This window comes from Cupriavidus sp. 01L45 (genome assembly GCF_056399885.1).
Genome location: NZ_JBFTSG010000005.1, coordinates 94,744 through 111,412 on the forward strand (window position 1 = coordinate 94,744; position 16,669 = coordinate 111,412).

Genomic DNA, 16,669 nt, shown 5'->3' on the forward strand with positions numbered 1-16,669 from the left:
TGCCTGTCCTCAAATCTGGCCAATCGGCCGGTGCATGCCGGGATGGCGCGGCGGCTGCATGCCGGCTTTGCGGGCCGTTTCGGGCAGGATGTCTGCAAGAAAATCGAGAAAGCGCCGCAGCGCCGGCGGCATCCCCTTGCGCGAGGGAAATACCGCATGCAGGGTGCCGACCGGCATGATCCACTGAGGCAGCAGCACTTCCAGTTCGCCGTTTTCGATGGCGTCGCGGCAGAACATGCGCGGCAGCATCGCCACGCCCACGCCCGCGATGGCGGCCTCGCGCAGCAGGGCGAATTCGTCGGTGATCAGGCGTGGCTCGTAGGCAATGTGGATGGACTGGCCGGTATTGCAGCTCAGCGTCCAGACATGCTTGCCATCGTGCGGCTTCTGGTTGACGCCGGGCATGCCGTCCAGCGCCTCGGGCGTACGCGGGCGGCCGATGCTGTCGAGCAGCGCCGGACTGGCAACCAGCATGAGCGGGCTTTCGCCGTAAGTGCGCACCACGAGCGAGGAATCGTCCATCACATCGCGCACGCGCAGCGCCAGGTCGAATCCTTCGGCGATGACGTCGACACGGCGGTTGGTAGCCTCCACCTCGATCCGAATCCCGGGATTGGCTTGCATGAAATGCCCGATCGCCGGGGCCAGCAGGCTTTGGGCGATCGCTACCGGACAACTGATCCGCAAATTGCCACCCGGCTGGTCGCGTGCCTGCTCGATCACTTCGCGCGCCGCTTCCGCCTCCGCGAGCATGGCGCGGCAGCGCTCGTAGTACGCCTCGCCAATCGGCGTCACGCGTACCTGCCGGGTAGTCCGGCGCAGCAATTGCACGCCCAGGTCGCGCTCCAGCTGCGCAATGCGCCGGCTCAGGCGGGACTTTGGCACGCCGCTGGCACGGCTGGCGGCGGAAAAACTGCCATGCTGGACCACCTGGGCAAACAGCGAGAGATCGTTCAGGTCTTGCATCGGACTTCCTCGGCGGGGGAGCGCGCCAGGGTAGCAGCCGGCTGGCGTTCTGCCCCTGGAACAATAAGTTCCATTTTGCCCCACTACCGGCATCAATGGCAGACCGCTATCTTTGCTTCATCCAACCCGAACCCCTGTGGAGATGAACATGAAGATCTTGCAAATCGACTCGAGCGTACTTGGCGGCCACTCCGCTTCCCGCACCCTGACCGCCAAGGTCGTGTCCGACCTGCGCGCCAGGCACCCGGAAGCCACCCTGACCGTGCGCGACCTCGACCAGGACGCTCCGGCACACCTGTCGAACGCACTGCTGCCCGTGCTGGGCGGCCCGAAGGACGGCCTGAACGCGCTGCAAGAAAGCGAACTGCAACGCACCGAAGCCTTCCTGAAGGAATTCCTTGAAGCCGACGTGCTGGTCGTGGGCGTGCCGCAATACAACTTCAGCATCCCGAGCCAGCTCAAGTCCTGGATCGACCGCATCGCCCAGGCCGGCCGCACCTTCAAGTACACCGAGACCGGCCCGGTTGGCCTGGCCGGCGGCAAGCGCGTGATCGTGGTGTCGTCGCGCGGCGGCGTGCGCCAGGACGCCAACGCCCTGGACCTGCATGAGCAGACCGTCGACGTGGTGTTCCGCTTCCTGGGCATCACCGATATCACGTATGTGCGCGCGCATGGCCTCGCCATGGGCCCGGAAGCCCGCGAAGCCAGCCTGGCCTCCGCCAACAGCGCCGTGGCAGCCCTGGCCGCGTGATCGCCTGACCGCCAGGCGGCGGCACGCCGCCGCGCCGCCAGGCAAAACGCCCGCCCGCATTCATGCCGGCGGGCGTTTTGCGCTCTGGCAAGCCGTTTCCCACCTCGTTGGCCGGCCCGCCCGGTGAGAGCATTGCCCCCGGTTTTGCAGGCGAGAGCCTGCTATGCCCCGTGCATGATCGGGTCTATGATGGTTCGGAACGCCCGAGCGGTTTCGGTGCACGTCCATCCAGGGGGAAGCCCGCGCGGCCTTGTTGCGAGGGCCTGGGTCGGAACCTGTCCGCAATCCACACGCCACGGCCAGCCGCCCTTCGCGCGGCATCCGCGGCAGATGCCAAGTCCGCAAGGTTCGATAAGGGAGCCCGCATGTCCTCTGCCCTGCTGCCTGCCAGCGCCGTGCATCCTCCGCACGAGCCGGCCCTGCTTGCCCGGTACCGCCACATCCGCTCGGCCACCGAGGCCATGGTCGCCGACCTGACCGACGCCGACGCCACGGTGCAGTCGATGGACGACGCAAGCCCGGCCAAATGGCACCTGGCCCATACCACCTGGTTCTTCGAGGAGTTCGTGCTGACGGCCCGCATCCCGGACTACGAGCCAGTCGACCCCCAATACCGCTACCTCTTCAACTCCTATTACGAGTCGGTCGGGGCCCGCCACCCGCGCCCGCGCCGGGGATTGCTCTCGCGGCCCTCGCTGGACGAGATCCTGGCTTACCGTGAAGCGGTCGACGAAACCATGCTCGGGCTGCTCACGAGCGCGCAGACGGATGCCGAGGCAGCGCTGATCGAGCTTGGCCTGAACCACGAGCAGCAGCACCAGGAATTGCTGCTGACCGACATCCTGCACTTGTTCGCGCAAAACCCGCTGAAGCCGGCTTTCGCGCCGGAGTTGCTGGCGCCCGTCATCGCCGACCCGCGCCCGGCCCCCGAATGGATCCGCTTTGCCGGCGGCGTGGTCGCCATCGGCCACGACCGCGACGGCTTCGCCTTCGATTGCGAAGGCCCGCGCCACAATGTGCTGCTGCAGCCGTACCAGCTCTGCTCGCACCCCATCAGCAACCGCCAGTGGTTTGAATTCATCGAGGACGGCGCCTACCGTACCGCCGGCCTTTGGCTGTCGGATGGATGGCGCTGGGTCTGCGAACAGGGCATCGAAGCGCCGCTGTACTGGGAGGAACGCGAGGGCACCTGGTGGCAGATGAGTTTGCGCGGGATGCAGCCGGTCGATCCCGATAGCCCGGTCACCCATGTCAGCTTCTACGAGGCCGATGCCTTCGCCCGCTGGGCCGAGCGCCGCCTGCCAACCGAGGCGGAATGGGAGCATGCGGCGCGCAACCTGCCGGCCACCGGGAATTTTGTCGAAGGACGGATTCTGCGGCCGCTGCCCGACCGGCAGAATACCTCGGGCGCGCTGCGGCAGATGTTTGGCGACGTGTGGGAATGGACCGCCAGCCCCTTCCAGCCCTACCCGGGCTTCCGGCCGGGCGCCGGCGCGGTGGGGGAATACAACGGCAAGTTCATGTGCAGCCAGCTGGTGCTGCGTGGCGGTTCCTGCGTGACGCCGGAATCGCATATCCGCGCCAGCTACCGCAACTTCTTCTATCCGCACCAGCGTTGGCAGTTCACCGGCGTGCGCCTCGCGGACGACGCGTAGCCGGGGCGGGAACACGCCGGGCAAGACCGGCGTGCTTCCCGCAAATTCAGTTCCAGCCCTTTTGCGGGGACTGCGAACTTAGCGGCGTCTGCGGATACAGCTTCTGCCAGCGCGATTTCAGCCCGTCCGCGATTTCCTTCTGGTGGTAGCGCTCGGCAAAGTCGATTGCCGTCATGCCCTGCTGGTTCTTCAGCCGCATGTCCGCGCCCTCGTCCAGCAGCAGCTTGACCGTCTCGATATGGCCGCCGCGCGCTGCCATCATCAGCGGCGTGGTGCCGTTGGGGCTTTCGGCGTCGATATAGGCAGCGTGATCAACCAGGAACTTGACGATCTCGTTGTTGCCGTTGGTCGCCGCGTAGTGCAGCGGCGTCCAGCCCGTCTTGTTGATCTCGACCTCCATCTGGTCGACCATCAGCTTGACCATATCGAGTTCGTTCTGCAGGCTGGCCATCATCAGCGGCGTCTCGCCGGCCGCATTGGTCTTGTCGAAATCGATATTCTTGGCGCGGATCAGTGCCCCTGCCACCTTCAGCGACTTCTCGCGCAATGCCACCACCAGCATGGGATTGCCCTTGGCATCGACAAGGTTGGGATCGACGCCGCGCGCCAGCATCTTCTGGACGGCGTTGATGTCATCGAACTCCACCGCCTTGCGCATATCGTCGGCGGGCGTCGCCCAGGCAACGGTGCCGCAAAGCAGCGCCGCGACAGCGGCGAGACGCCGTACAGCCTTCATGTTAAACATGAGTATTCCTATCTATATGCTTGAAAAGACGGAAGAAATTGTCGGAAGTCTGCTCCGCCAATTCCTCGACCGGAATGCCGCGCAGATTGGCGATGAATTCGCCCACATGGCGCACCCAGGCTGGCTGGTTGGTCTTGCCGCGGTAAGGCACGGGCGCCAGGTAAGGTGAATCGGTCTCGATCAGCATGCGCTCCAGCGGTATCTTGCGCGCGGTTTCCTGCAGCTCCACCGCGTTCTTGAATGTCACGATGCCGGAAAACGAGATGTGGAAGCCTTCATCCAGCGACTGCCGGGCGATCTCCCAGCTCTCGGTGAAGCAATGCATCACCCCGCCGGCGGCGCGCGCGTCTTCCTCGCGCATCAGGCGCAGGGTGTCGTCGGCGGACGAGCGGGTATGGATGATGAGCGGCTTGCCGGTCTGCCGCGCGGCGCGGATATGGGTGCGGAAACGCTCCCGCTGCCACTCCATGTCGGCGATGCTGCGGCCGTTCAGCCGGTAGTAGTCGAGCCCGGTCTCGCCGGTGCCGACCACCCGCGGATGCGCCGAAAGCGCCAGCAGGCGCTCCAGCGTGGGCTCCTCGCCCTCCTCGTAGTCGGGATGCACACCGACCGAAGCGTAGAGATGCGGAAACTGCTCGGCGAGTGCCAGCACGCGCGGGAAATCTTCCAGCGTGACCGAGATGCACAGCGCATGCGTTACCTGGCTGGCACGCATGTTCTCCAGCAATTCGGGCAAGCGTTCGGCCAGTTCGGGGAAATCTAGATGGCAGTGGGAATCGACAAACATTGGGGCGGTTTCCGTATAGAGACGCCGCCGCGGGCGGCGCCACCCGCCATTGTATCCGGTCGTGCCCGCGCGCCCGCCCACGGCGGATCAGCGGGCGCGGCCCGCCGCCGGATACGCCACTTGCGCCAGCCCGGATCAGGCCGGGGCGATCGCCGCGCAGGCCTGCTCCAGCGTGAGCGGCGCCGGGTCCAGCAGCAGCCGGCACGCCGCGGATTCGCCCTCCTCATCCGGGCTCGCCAGCGGATCGGATGGCAGCAGGCGATGCCGCAGCAGCGCGTCGGCCAGTAGCAGCCGGCGGGCGTCGACGCCAGGCCGGGTAGCCTCCCAGGCCATCAGGATGGCGGCACTGGCGTGGTAGAGGGCGCTGGCGGCACGGCGGCTCTCCGCCTCGTGCCGCGCGCCGCCGGCCACGGCCTCGGCGAGCGAAGCGGCACGTTGCCACCCTTGCCACAAGGCCTGCCGCAGTGGCGCCGGCAGGTTCCCGGATTGCTCCAGCCGACCCGCCAGCAAGCTCCCCAGGGCACGGTGAGCCCCTTCCTTTCCCACCGCCCGCTGGATGGCATCCAGCGCATTGATATTGCTGGTGCCCTCCCACAGCACGCCGATGTGGGCGTCGCGGACCAGCCGCGCGTTGACGAAATCCTCGATATAGCCGTTGCCGCCCCGCACTTCCATGGCGCCGGTCGCCACGGCGATATTGTCCCGGCAGGCGCGCAGCTTGATCAGCGGCGTCAGCAGGCGCAAGGCTTGCCGTGCGCTACCGTCGCCCTCGCCCTCGCCCTCGCCCCCGCCCTCTTCCTCGCCGGCCCGCCGCATGGCGTCCGCCGTGGCCATGACCATCGACAAGGCCGCCTCGGTGGGGACCATGATCTTCAGCAATTGCCGCCGCAGCAGCGCATGGCCAATGACCTCGCGCCCAAAGGCAGAGCGGTGCCGCGCGGCCTGCAGCGCTTCGTTCAGGCAACGGCGCATCATGGCGGCAGCGCGCACCGCGTGCGACAGGCGCGACAGGTTGACCTGCTCCATCATCTGCTTGAGGCCCTGGTCGAGCGCGCCCACCGGATAGGCCACCGCCCCTTCGAGCCGGACTTCGCCGCTGGCCATCGACCGCGTGCCCAGCTTGTCCTTCAGCCGGACGATGCGGTATGTGTTGCGGCTGCCATCGTCCAGCCGGCGCGGCAGCGCGAACAGCGCGAGCCCTCGGGTGCCCGACGGCGCGCCTTCGGGGCGGGCCAGCAGCAGGACAACGTCCGCGTCGGCATGCGAGCAGAACCACTTCTCGCCGTACAGGCGCCACTGGCCACCTTCCTCGCGCGCCACGGTCTCGATGGCACCCACGTCCGAGCCGCCGGCCTTCTCGGTCATGAACTGGGTGCCCTTCCAGAGCGACGCCAGGTCGGCGGACAGCATGCTGGGCAGCAATTTTTGCTGCAAGGCCTGGCTGCCGAACTTGCGGATCAGGTGGATCGAGGTATCCGTCACGCTGATCGGGCACATCTGGCCGAACTCCGACTGCACGAACAGGTACTGGAAGGCGTATTTCGCCGCCGGCGCCAGCGGCGCGGCGCACCCCAGCACGCCGGCGCGGTGGCCCATCGCATGGAACTGGAAATCGGCGAAGGCGATGTGTTCCATCTCCTGGTAGGCCGGGTGGTATTCGATCCAGTCGTCGTCCTCGCCCCAGCGGGTGCGCGCGTGAAGCACCGGGGCGTATTTGTCGGCCACCGCCGCCAGCGCATTCAGACGGCCGCCGGCCAACTGGCCCATGCGCTGGAAATGCGGCAGCAGGTGCTGGTGTTCCTGCGCCGGCAGGTACAGCGCCAGCAGGTCCCGCAGGCCCCGGTCGAGCGCGAAGAAATCCAGGCCGGCGCAATCCGGCGCGAGGTGGCGGGAGCTGGTCCCCGCATCACCGGGGCGTGGACTGACGAACTCGGCGTAGCTGGCTTGGAAGGACATGGGAGCGTTCCGGCAAGGAGGATGGAAGGACGAGAGACGTATTCAGATCACGCCGGCAGCGCGCAGGCGGATCAGATCCTCGGGTGCCATGCCCAGGCTGTCGCCCAGCACGGCCTCGGTGTGCTCGCCGAGGACAGGCGGCCCGCTCTGGTAGTCCAGCGGCGTGGCGGAGAACCGCATCGGGCTGGCGATGGCGGGACAGGTCCCGCCGGTGGAAAGCGGCAGGTCCACGCGGATGCCGCGATGCCGGACCTGCGGATCATCGAAGGCCTGGGCAAAGTCATTGATGGGACCGCAAGGCACGCCGGCCGCTTCCAGGCGCGCGCGCCAGGCTGCAGTAGTGTCGGCGCGCATGATATCCGCCAGCACCGGCAACAGCGCGTCGCGGTTGACCAGCCGGCCGCTGACCCTGGCAAAGCGCGCATCGGCGGCAAGATCCGGCCGGCCGATGGCCTCGCAGTACGAGGCAAACAGTCCGTCGTTGCCTACCGCCACGATCAGCTTGCCGTCCTGGGTGGCGAAGACCTGGTACGGCACGGCGTTGGGATGCGCATTGCCGTAGCGGCGCGGGACCTTGCCCGAAGCCAGGTAGCCAACCGCCTGGTTGCTGCCAAGCGCGAGCGCGCAATCGAGCAAGGCCATGTCGATATGCTGGCCCAGGCCGCTGCGCTCGCGCCATGCCAGGGCGGCCGTGATCGCGAGGCTGGCGTACAGGCCGGTGGTCATGTCGGCCACCGCCACGCCGAATTTCTGCGGCCCGCCGCCTTCGCATTCGCCGCAGGCATCGTCGGGCTCGCCGGTCAGGCTCATCAGCCCGCTCATGCCCTGGAAGACGAAGTCGTAGCCGGGACGGTGCCGATAGGGGCCGGTCTGCCCATAGCCGGTGACCGAGCAATAGATCAATCCGGGGTTGGCCGCGCGCAGGTCCTCGTAGCCGAGCCCGAAGCGCGCCAGCGTGCCGACCTTGTAGTTCTCCACGAGCACATCGCAGGTGGCTGCCATGCGCCGGACGATCTCCTGGCCTTCGCTGGTCGCGAAATCGACAGTGACCGATTTCTTGCCCCGGTTGGTTGAGGCGTAGTAGGTGGAGTCCTGCCGTTCCTGTCCGGCGTCGACGGGCATCCAGGGCGGCCCCCAGCCGCGGGTTTCATCGCCCGCGCCGGGCCGCTCGACCTTGATCACCTCCGCGCCCAGGTCGGCCAGGTTCTGGGTGCACCAGGGGCCGGCCAGCACCCTGGTCAGGTCGAGTACGCGGATATGGGAAAGCGGTTTGTTCATGTTGGCATGGTCGTGGCTTGGGTGGCGGGTCGTGCTTGTTCAGTCGGCGCGGATGTGCGCGGCCGTGATCACCTTGCCGTAGCGGGCGGTTTCCTCGCGGATATAGGCACCGAAGGCTTCGCGGTAATAGCCCACCGGCTCGGCCCCGCTGCGCAGCAAGGTTTGTTGCACCGCCGGCTCGGCCACGATGCGCTCGATCTCGCTGGCCAGCCGCTCCACCACGGCGGGCGGCGTGGCGGCGGGCGCCACCAGGCCGACCCAGGCCGACATCTCGACGCCGCCGAAGCCAAGCTCCGCCGTGGTCGGCACATCGGGCATCACCGCCGAGCGCTTCGCGTTCATCACGGCAAGCGCGCGCAGCTTGCCCGCCGTGATCTGCGGCAGGCCGGTGAAGGCGGGCTCGAAGGTCATCGACACCTCGTTGGCCATCACGGCGGCCTTGGCCGGCGCGCTGCCCTTGTACGGCACGTGCAGCACGTCGATCCCGGCGCGCGCCTTCAGCATCTCGCCGGCAAGATGCGCGGTCGAGCCGTTGCCATACGATGCATAGCTCAAGCTGCCTGGCTTGGTGCGGGACAGTTGCACCAGTTCGTCCATGGTCCTGGCGGGCACGGCAGGATTCACCACGATCACGCTCGGCGCTGTGGCAACCAGCGCGATCGGCGCGAAACTCCGGGCGGGGTCGTAAGGCAGCTTCGGGTACAGCCAGGGATTGATGGTCAGCGTAGTATTGGTGGCCGCCAGCAGCGTGTAGCCATCGGCGCTGGCTCCTGCGACCTGCTCCGCGCCGACGATGGTGGCTGCCCCCGGCCGGTTTTCCACCACCACAGGCTGGCCAAGCCGCTCGCCAAGGCGCAGGCCGATCACGCGCGCCACGACGTCCGTCATGCCGCCGGCCGCATAGGGCACGACGATGCGAATGGGCTGGCGCGGATAGGCTTGCGCGGCGGCCTTGGTTGCTGTCATCACGGTCAGCAATGGGGCAATGAGCAAGACGACGAGGGTCTTCGGATTCACGGCTGTCTCCCTGGTTCTTTTTATTGCGCGCCGCTGGCCGCGGAAGGCCGCCGCGGGTGGGTGCGCAAGAACCATTCTCAAACTCGCGAGTTTTCTCGTCCAATATCGTTTTTTGCGCTATTTATATCGGTATTGAATCAATCACCCTGGACTTCCATGGACCTTCGACAGTTGCGCTACTTCGTTGCCGTCGCCGAGGAACTGCATTTCGGCCGGGCGGCCGAGCGCCTTGCCATCACCCAGCCGCCGCTGAGCTTCAACATCCGCCAGTTGGAAGACTCGCTCGGCTTCGCGCTGCTGCGGCGCAGCACGCGCGAGGTTGCGCTAACGCCCGCCGGGCGGGTGATGTACCAGGAAGCGGTGAAGATCCTTGCCCTGGCGCGCGATGCGCAGGGCCTGGCGAGCCGGGCCGCCAAGGGGGAAACCGGCGCGGTGCACGTCGCCTTTGTCGGCTCGGCCATGCTGACGAAGCTGGCCGCGGCGATTCATGCGTTCGCGCAAGAACGGCCGGGGGTGGAGGTGGTGGTGCACGAGCTGAACAGCTTCGAGCAGATCGAGGCGCTGCAGCGCGGCCTGATCGATATCGGCATCGCGCATCCGCGCGTCATCCCGGTCGGCCTGGCGTCCCGCGTGCTCTATGCCGAACGGTTTATCTGCGTGTTGCCGTCGGATCATCCGCTGGCGGCGCAGGCGCAAGTCGATCTGCGGCAATTGCGCCTGGAAGATTTTGTCCTGTTCCCGCGCCATTTCGCGCCGGAGTACTACGACAAGATCGTCGCCCTCTGCATGGGCGCCGGCTTTACGCCCAGCATCCGCCATGAAGTGCGCCATATGCTGACGATCGCTACGCTGGTATCGCAGAACTTCGGCGTTTCGCTGGTGCCCGCGTCGGTTGCGCTGGTGCAGTTGCCCAACCTGGCCTGCCGGCCACTGGCAAGGCCGGGCCGGGCCTCCGAACTGCATGGCGTCTGGCGCGCGGACGAGCAGGCGCCGGCCGTGCTGGCATTGCTTGCCGCGCTGGAGGCAAATGGAAATGGGGAGATGCAGGCCTAGGCAACCGCCATCCGGTTACTCCCCGGGCTTCGTCAAATGCCGGCCGAGGATGACCAGGTCGCGCTCCACGCCGTCAAGCACCGCCACGCGCGGCAGGTTACCCCAGCTCTCGAAGCCGAGCGAGGCGAACAGGCCCAGGCTGGGCGCGTTGTGGCCGAAGATGAAGCCCAGCAGGGTGTTGACCCCGATCCGCGGCGCATGCGCGATGGCCTGCTGCAGCAGGAAGCGTCCCAGGCCCTGTCCCCGGCGGCTGGCGTCGAGATAGATCGAGACTTCCGCGGTGGCGCCGTAAGCCGGGCGCCCATAGAAGTCGGAAAAACTGAGCCAGCCGGCCATCTTCCCTTCTCTGTCCTCCGCCACCCACAGCGGCCGCCGCCCGGGCTTGTGTTCATCGAACCAGGCCTGGCGCGATGCCACCGTGACCGGCTCGGTGTCCGCCGTGACCATGCGCGACGCCACGGTGCTGTTGTAGATGGCAACGATGGCAGCGAGGTCGCGCTGCTCCGCGACCCGGACGGAAAAATCGGAATCACTCATTTTGAAATTCTTCTAAAACAATAACTTGGGCAACAAAGTTAAGGTCAACTACAAAGTCTGGGTGGCCTTGGCCGATTCGATCGTCTTGCCCAGGATCTCTTCCACCGTGCGGCGCAGGTTGCGGCCCATATCGTCGTCCGGCAAGTGAATCCCGATGCCCGGTGTCTTGTGCGGCGTGCCGACGGGCGTGATCCATGCCACCTGGCCCGCGATCTGGTACTTCTGCGGCCGGTCGAGCAGCGACAGCACCAGGAATACCTGCTCGCCCAGCCTGAAGGGCCGGTTGCTCGGGACAAAGATCCCGCCGCGCTGCAGGAACGGCATGTAGGCGGCATAGAGCCCTGCCTGGTCCTTGATCGAAAGCGAAAGCACGTTCGGCCGGGAGGATGCGCCGGGAACGGTCGGCGCCCCAATTCCACCTGCGGCGCCGGGAATGCTGGCGCCCCGTGCCCCTGTCACTTCTGTGTTCATGACTGACCCCTTGCTCACTCTATGGCCTTCAGGCCTTATTGGACTTATTGGACTTATTTCAACTACCTATCCGAGCGCCCCGGCTTACTGGAACAACTGCCGGTACTCCAGAAACACGGATTCCATGACCAGCCGCGCCGCCAGCGGGTGATTCTCGCTGCGGCGATGGTTCAGCAGCCGCGCCGAGAAGGCCTGCAGCCGGTGCGCATCGGTGGCCTGCGCGCAGCGTGCCAGGACCGCTTGCTCGCGCGGGAAATAGCGCGGCACCGGGGCGGCCGCCAGGCGCGCCGACAGCAGATCGTACGTCCAGCGCTGCAAGATGCCAAGCACCGACGGCACCGGCATCTTCTGGACCTGTTCGGCTGCCCCCAGGGCATCGAAGCCGGCGCCCGCGCCAAGCTGGCTCACCAGCCAGCGCTGCATCGGCTGCTCCTCCGCTTCGGCCGCGTGCAGCGCGGTCAGCGGCGAGCCGCCGGCCAGCGCCAGCTGGGCCTCGGCATCGCCCACGCCCTGGCTGCCGAGCCAGGCCATGGCGTCGGCGGCGCTGGGCCGCTGCACGGAGAACTGGCGGCAACGCGACAGGATGGTGGGCAGCACGCGGTCCAGGCGGTCGGTCACCAGCAGGAACACGGTCGACGGCGGCGGCTCCTCCAGCGTCTTGAGCAAGGCGTTTGCACCCTCGCTTTGCAACGCATCGAGCGGATAGACAACCACTAGGCGCAGGCCGGCACGGTGCGTGCCGATACCCACGGTATCGATCAGCGCCCGCACCTGTTCCATGCGGATCACCTTGCTGGGCGTCTTCTTCTTGCCGCTCTCGTCGGTCTCGGCGTCGCCCGCGGCCTCCATGGCTTCCGGGCGCACCACGCTGAAATCCGGATGATTGCCCTGGCTGAACCAGTGGCAGGCAGAGCATGTGCCGCAGGGCTGGCCATCGGGCCGCGGTGTTTCGCACAGCAGTCCCTGGGCGAAATGCAGCGCCAGGTCGCGCTTGCCGATGCCTTGCTGGCCGTGAATCAGCAAGGCATGCGGGAGCCGCTCGCGCAGCGCGTTCAGCCGTTGCCAGTCTTCTTTCTGCCAGGGATAAAGCATGCGAATCAGTGAGTTAGGGTTGAAACTTCGAGTGACTACATAAATTGAGAGTGCAATGACGTGCGCCAGCCGCTGCAAGGTCCACCACTATCACAATCTGCGAATAATGATGTCAATTCAAAGTGTTGCCAGAATTGTCTCAAGCTCCACCTGAATTCCGGCAATGGTCCGGGTGGCGTCGATGACCCGGAAGCGCTGCGGGGATTCGGCCGCGCGGCGCAGGTATTCCTGCCGGGTGCGGTCGAAGAAGGCGCGCGACTCGGCCTCGAACTTGTCTGGCTCGCGGGCACCGGCCAGCCGGGCGCTGGCGGTTTCCAGCGGCACGTCGAACAACAGCGTGAGGTCCGGCTGCAAGCCGTCCTGGACCCATGCCTCAAGCACTTCGAGGCGCGCGCGCGGCAAGCCCCGGCCCCCGCCCTGGTAGGCAAAGGTGGCGTCGGTGAAGCGGTCGGATACGACCCAGTCGCCGCGCGCCAGGGCCGGCTCGATGACTTCGGCAATATGTTCGCGGCGAGCGGCGAACATCAGCAAGGCCTCGGTTTCGAGGTGCATCTTGCGGTGCAGCAACAGTTGCCGCAGGTCCTCGCCAAGCGGCGTGCCACCCGGTTCGCGGGTGGTGACAACGGCGACATCGCCGGCCAGGCGGGCGCGCAGGCGCTCCGCCACCCACTCCACGTGGGTGCTCTTGCCGGCACCGTCGATGCCTTCGAATGTGATGAATTTTCCGCGCATGGGGAGACTTATTTGCCGCGCTGGTATTTGTCTACCGCGCGGTTGTGTTCGGGAAGCGAGTTGGAGAAATGGCTGCTGCCGTCGCCGCGCGCCACGAAATACAGCGCATCGGACGGGGCCGGCGCGGTGGCCGCGGCCAGCGAGGCCAACCCGGGCAAGGCGATCGGGGTGGGCGGCAGGCCGTTACGCGTATAGGTATTGTAAGGGGTGTCGGTCTGCAGGTCGCGCTTGCGGATATTGCCGTCGAACCCTTCGCCCAGGCCGTAGATCACGGTTGGGTCGGTCTGCAGCATCATGCCCTTCTTCATCCGGTTGACGAATACGGCGGCGATCAGCGGGCGCTCGGCCGGCTGGCCGGTTTCCTTCTCCACGATGGAAGCCATGATCAACGCTTCATAGGGCGACTTGTATGGCAGGTCGGGCGCCCGGGCGTTCCAGGCATCTGTCAGGCGGCGCTGCATCGCGCGGTAAGCATGGCGGTACAGTTCCAGGTCGCTGCTGTCGCGCGCAAACAGGTAGGTATCGGGGAAGAACATGCCCTCCGGGGCCGGCTCGGGCGCGCCGATCGCCTTCATCAACTCCGCATCCGACAAGCCGCGGCTATCGTGCTTGAGCGCCGGGTGCGCATCCACGGCGGCGCGCATCTTGCGGAATTCCCACCCCTCGATCACGGTCAGCACATAGTGGTTGACCTCGCCCCGGGCGATCTTGCCGATCACCGACAGCGGCGTGGCGCTGCTGTCGAACTCGTAGCCGCCGGCCTTGAGGTCGGCGCTGTGGCCGGTAAGCCGCACCAGCAAGGCAAACAGGCGCGGATCCATGCGCACGCCGCCGCGCTCGATCTGGCGGCCGACGCTGGCCACGCTGGAATTGGGCTTGATCACCACCTCGATCGGCGAGGCCGACAACTGGAGCGGACGATTGGCCCACCAGGCAAAGGCACCGGCGGCGGCAATCGTGAAAACCACGGCGACCAGGGTCAGTCGCAGGAAAATACGTTTCATGTAGGACAGGTAGTGGTGGCGCATCATGCGCCCCGGCAACGCCGGCCGCGCGCTGCATCAATTGCGCAGGGCGCCGGCTGAAATGGCGACAGCCTCATATAATACCGGGAGCCTTGCTCCGCCACGAGCGCGCCCCATATGCCGGAGATCAACCGGACAGCGGCGCCCCGGCCCGGCGGGCTCCGGTTTGCGCCATACACCGTGCCATTTACCGTGCGATTTACCGCGCTTTTTGCTGCCACATTCACTGTCATTCGTCGGCGTTTATAGCTTTGTAGCCTTTGTGCCTTTTGTCGGCGTTTGCGCCTTCCATCCGGCGCTGCCCAGCGCCCTCTTGCTTGCGATACCTGCCATGAATTCCCCTACCCCCGACCTCGCCACCCAGTTCGAAGCCGTGCGCCAGAGCGGAGTCGTCTGCCGGCCCGCGCAGCTGGGCCTGATCCGGGTTGCCGGCGACGACGCCGGCAGTTTCCTGCACACCCAGCTCACCAACGCCGTCGACGATCTCGCCACCGGCACCGCGCGCGTGGCCGGGTATTGCTCGCCCAAGGGCCGGCTGCTCGCCAGTTTCCTGATGTGGCGGGACGAAGAAGGCATTGTGCTGCAACTGTCGGCGGACCTGCAGCCCGCCATCCAGAAGCGCCTGTCGATGTTCGTGCTGCGCGCCAAGGCGCGCCTGTCCGATCTGACGCCTGACCGCGCCGTGCTGGGCGTAGCCGGCGCCGGCGGCGCCGCGGCACTGCAGGCAGCCGGCCTGCCCGCCCCCGCCGAGCCGTGGTCGACGGGGGCAGCAGGTGCCGCTACCGTGATCCGGCTCCCCGATGGCGCCGGCCTGCCGCGCTGGCAGGTGGTGCTTCCGGCCGAACAGGCAACGCAGGTGCAAGCCGCGCTGTCGGCGCAACTGCTGCCGGCGGACGCGGCGGTGTGGGACTGGCTGGAGGTGCAGGCCGGCGTGCCGCGCATCGCGCTTGCCACGCAGGAGCAATTCGTGCCGCAGATGATCAACCTGGAACTGGTCGGCGGCGTGAGTTTTCGCAAGGGCTGCTATCCGGGCCAGGAAATCGTGGCGCGCAGCCAGTACCGGGGTACGCTCAAGCGCCGCATGTGGCTGATCCACGGCGAAGGCGAAGTGCCGGCCGCGGCCACCGAGATCTTCCGCCCCGAGGATCCCGAACAGCCCTGCGGCATGGTGGTCAATGCCGCCGCCGCGCCGCAAGGCGGCTGGGACGGCCTGGCCGAACTCAAGATCGATGCCGCCGGTGGCGCCCTGCACCTGGGTAGCGCCGGCGGCAGCCCGGTGCGCGTGGGCGAACTGCCCTACGCGGTACCCATCGGCGACGCAGCCTGAACCGCCAGCCCCGCGCAGGAGACTGTCATGAGCGACCACCTTTACGTCTATTTCCGGGTGCCGGAAGCCCTGGCCGATGCCGCGCTGCCGCATTGGCATCGCTGGATGGAGACCGTTGCCGAAGCCGGCGGAATTGGTGGTACGCTCTTACGCAGGCCCGAAACGCGCGACGGCATGCAGACCTGGATGGAGGCCTATGCCGACGTGCCGCCTGCCTTCGATCTGCTCCTTGATGGACTTTGGCGGCAGAGCGGGCTGCAGGATTTCATCAGCGGCGAAAGGCAGGTCGAGCGCTTTGTCGACCTGGACCAGCTCTGATGGCGGCAGCGGCAGGATCACCGCCCGGTGGTGCCGCGAAAGATGAAACCGTAGTCGTAGTGATTGCAGTCGATGCGGCAATCGCAGTGAACGCAGGAAAGGAAGCGCTATGTGCCTGATTCTGGTGGCCTGGCAATCGCACCCGGACTATGCCCTGGTGGTGGCCGGCAACCGCGACGAATTCTACGCACGCCCGGCCGCGCCCGTGCATTGGTGGGAAGATGCGCCCAATGTGCTGGCCGGCCGCGACCTGGCGGAAGTGATCGGCGAGCCGGGCACCTGGATGGGCCTGGCCGGCGACGGCCGCTTTGCCGCCCTGACCAACTACCGCGCACCGTCCGAGAAACGCACCGATGCCCGGTCGCGCGGCGAACTGGTGGCCGGCTTCCTGCGTGGCGACGGCGACCCCCAGTCCTACCTGGCCGGACTGCAACCTCGCGCCGGCGTCTATAACGGCTTCAACCTCCTGGCGTGCGACCTGCGCGAACTCTGGTGGTACAGCAACCGCGGCGCGGCGCCGCATCCGCAGCGCCTCAGGCCCGGGCTCTATGGCCTGTCCAATGCCTTGCTGGATACGCCCTGGCCCAAGGTGCGCAGCCGCGTCGGCGCGCTCGCCGAAGCGGTGGCAGCCGACACCGGCCAGCCGGGGGCCAGCGCGGAACCCTATTTCGATCTGCTGGCCAATGATCGCCAGGCACTGGATTTCGAGCTGCCCAGCACCGGCGTGACGCCTGAGTGGGAGAAGCTGCTGTCTTCGGCCTTCATCCGCTCGCCTAGCTATGGGACCCGCGCCAGCACGGTACTGCGCGTGCGCCACGATGGCCGCTTCGAACTCAGCGAGCGCAGCTTCGATACCAACGGCCGTACCGGCGAGGTGTCATATCGCGGCCACCTGCGGGTTGCCCGCGACGCCGACTCGGTGCAGGCGCCCCGTTAGGGCACCCCGTCAAGGCGACTCA

17 protein-coding genes are annotated in these 16,669 nt (G+C 66.9%); 6 read left to right on the forward strand and 11 right to left on the reverse strand.

From position 1 onward, the window contains the following. Window positions 1-9 precede the first annotated feature (9 nt). A complete protein-coding gene (locus AC1DT6_RS05065) occupies window positions 10-966 on the reverse strand; it encodes a LysR family transcriptional regulator (protein ID WP_441628568.1) in 957 nt (318 codons plus the stop codon). A 148-nt stretch (window positions 967-1,114) separates the two neighbouring features. Between AC1DT6_RS05065 and AC1DT6_RS05070 the strand changes: the two genes are divergently transcribed. Then, window positions 1,115-1,717, forward strand: coding sequence for an FMN-dependent NADH-azoreductase (locus AC1DT6_RS05070; RefSeq protein WP_441628569.1), 603 nt, complete (start codon window positions 1,115-1,117; stop codon window positions 1,715-1,717). Between the two features lie 365 nt (window positions 1,718-2,082). Next, window positions 2,083-3,372, forward strand: a complete 1,290-nt coding sequence (gene egtB / locus AC1DT6_RS05075) for an ergothioneine biosynthesis protein EgtB (RefSeq protein WP_441628571.1) — start codon at window positions 2,083-2,085, stop codon at window positions 3,370-3,372. A 46-nt stretch (window positions 3,373-3,418) separates the two neighbouring features. Here the strand turns inward: egtB and AC1DT6_RS05080 are convergent, their stop codons facing one another. The 5 genes from AC1DT6_RS05080 to AC1DT6_RS05100 all read right to left on the reverse strand — a co-directional run bounded on the left by AC1DT6_RS05080 (window position 3,419) and on the right by AC1DT6_RS05100 (window position 9,155). Then, window positions 3,419-4,108 (reverse strand): ankyrin repeat domain-containing protein, encoded by a 690-nt coding sequence (locus tag AC1DT6_RS05080; protein WP_441628700.1) that lies wholly within the window; start codon window positions 4,106-4,108, stop codon window positions 3,419-3,421. 1 nt (window position 4,109) lies between these two features. Then, window positions 4,110-4,904, reverse strand: coding sequence for a TatD family hydrolase (locus AC1DT6_RS05085; protein WP_276288844.1), 795 nt, complete (start codon window positions 4,902-4,904; stop codon window positions 4,110-4,112). A gap of 135 nt (window positions 4,905-5,039) precedes the next feature. Beyond that, window positions 5,040-6,860 (reverse strand): acyl-CoA dehydrogenase family protein, encoded by a 1,821-nt coding sequence (locus tag AC1DT6_RS05090; protein WP_441628573.1) that lies wholly within the window; start codon window positions 6,858-6,860, stop codon window positions 5,040-5,042. Window positions 6,861-6,902: 42 nt separating this feature from the next. Continuing rightward, window positions 6,903-8,138, reverse strand: a complete 1,236-nt coding sequence (locus tag AC1DT6_RS05095) for a CaiB/BaiF CoA transferase family protein (protein ID WP_441628575.1) — start codon at window positions 8,136-8,138, stop codon at window positions 6,903-6,905. A gap of 39 nt (window positions 8,139-8,177) precedes the next feature. After that, window positions 8,178-9,155 (reverse strand): Bug family tripartite tricarboxylate transporter substrate binding protein, encoded by a 978-nt coding sequence (locus AC1DT6_RS05100; RefSeq protein ID WP_477111164.1) that lies wholly within the window; start codon window positions 9,153-9,155, stop codon window positions 8,178-8,180. A 156-nt stretch (window positions 9,156-9,311) separates the two neighbouring features. Between AC1DT6_RS05100 and AC1DT6_RS05105 the strand changes: the two genes are divergently transcribed. After that, window positions 9,312-10,208, forward strand: a complete 897-nt coding sequence (locus tag AC1DT6_RS05105) for a LysR family transcriptional regulator (RefSeq protein WP_441628579.1) — start codon at window positions 9,312-9,314, stop codon at window positions 10,206-10,208. A gap of 15 nt (window positions 10,209-10,223) precedes the next feature. Here AC1DT6_RS05105 and AC1DT6_RS05110 read toward each other — a convergent pair whose 3' ends face one another. From AC1DT6_RS05110 to mltG, 5 genes are all read right to left on the reverse strand, one after another. After that, window positions 10,224-10,745 (reverse strand): GNAT family N-acetyltransferase, encoded by a 522-nt coding sequence (locus AC1DT6_RS05110; RefSeq protein WP_441628581.1) that lies wholly within the window; start codon window positions 10,743-10,745, stop codon window positions 10,224-10,226. A gap of 48 nt (window positions 10,746-10,793) precedes the next feature. Continuing rightward, window positions 10,794-11,216, reverse strand: a complete 423-nt coding sequence (locus tag AC1DT6_RS05115) for a PilZ domain-containing protein (RefSeq protein ID WP_441628583.1) — start codon at window positions 11,214-11,216, stop codon at window positions 10,794-10,796. 84 nt (window positions 11,217-11,300) lie between these two features. Further along, window positions 11,301-12,308, reverse strand: a complete 1,008-nt coding sequence (locus tag AC1DT6_RS05120; RefSeq protein ID WP_441628585.1) for a DNA polymerase III subunit delta' — start codon at window positions 12,306-12,308, stop codon at window positions 11,301-11,303. A 117-nt stretch (window positions 12,309-12,425) separates the two neighbouring features. Beyond that, window positions 12,426-13,040: a dTMP kinase gene (gene tmk / locus AC1DT6_RS05125; RefSeq protein WP_477101693.1), complete on the reverse strand. Its 615-nt coding sequence runs from the start codon at window positions 13,038-13,040 to the stop codon at window positions 12,426-12,428. An 8-nt stretch (window positions 13,041-13,048) separates the two neighbouring features. Beyond that, on the reverse strand, window positions 13,049-14,044 hold the full coding sequence (gene mltG / locus AC1DT6_RS05130; RefSeq protein WP_441628702.1) for an endolytic transglycosylase MltG: 996 nt from the start codon (window positions 14,042-14,044) through the stop codon (window positions 13,049-13,051). 352 nt (window positions 14,045-14,396) lie between these two features. On the opposite strand from mltG, the gene ygfZ reads away from it, so the two are divergent. The 3 genes from ygfZ to AC1DT6_RS05145 all read left to right on the forward strand — a co-directional run bounded on the left by ygfZ (window position 14,397) and on the right by AC1DT6_RS05145 (window position 16,647). After that, the gene (gene ygfZ / locus AC1DT6_RS05135; protein ID WP_441628589.1) at window positions 14,397-15,392 is read left to right on the forward strand and encodes a CAF17-like 4Fe-4S cluster assembly/insertion protein YgfZ; all 996 of its coding nucleotides are present in this window, start codon (window positions 14,397-14,399) and stop codon (window positions 15,390-15,392) included. A gap of 27 nt (window positions 15,393-15,419) precedes the next feature. Next, window positions 15,420-15,710, forward strand: a complete 291-nt coding sequence (locus AC1DT6_RS05140; RefSeq protein ID WP_035867655.1) for a DUF4936 family protein — start codon at window positions 15,420-15,422, stop codon at window positions 15,708-15,710. Between the two features lie 109 nt (window positions 15,711-15,819). Next, window positions 15,820-16,647 carry an NRDE family protein gene (locus AC1DT6_RS05145; RefSeq protein ID WP_441628596.1) on the forward strand — a complete coding sequence of 276 codons (828 nt, stop codon included), beginning with the start codon at window positions 15,820-15,822 and terminating at the stop codon, window positions 16,645-16,647. The last annotated feature ends 22 nt before the right edge of the window (window positions 16,648-16,669 follow it).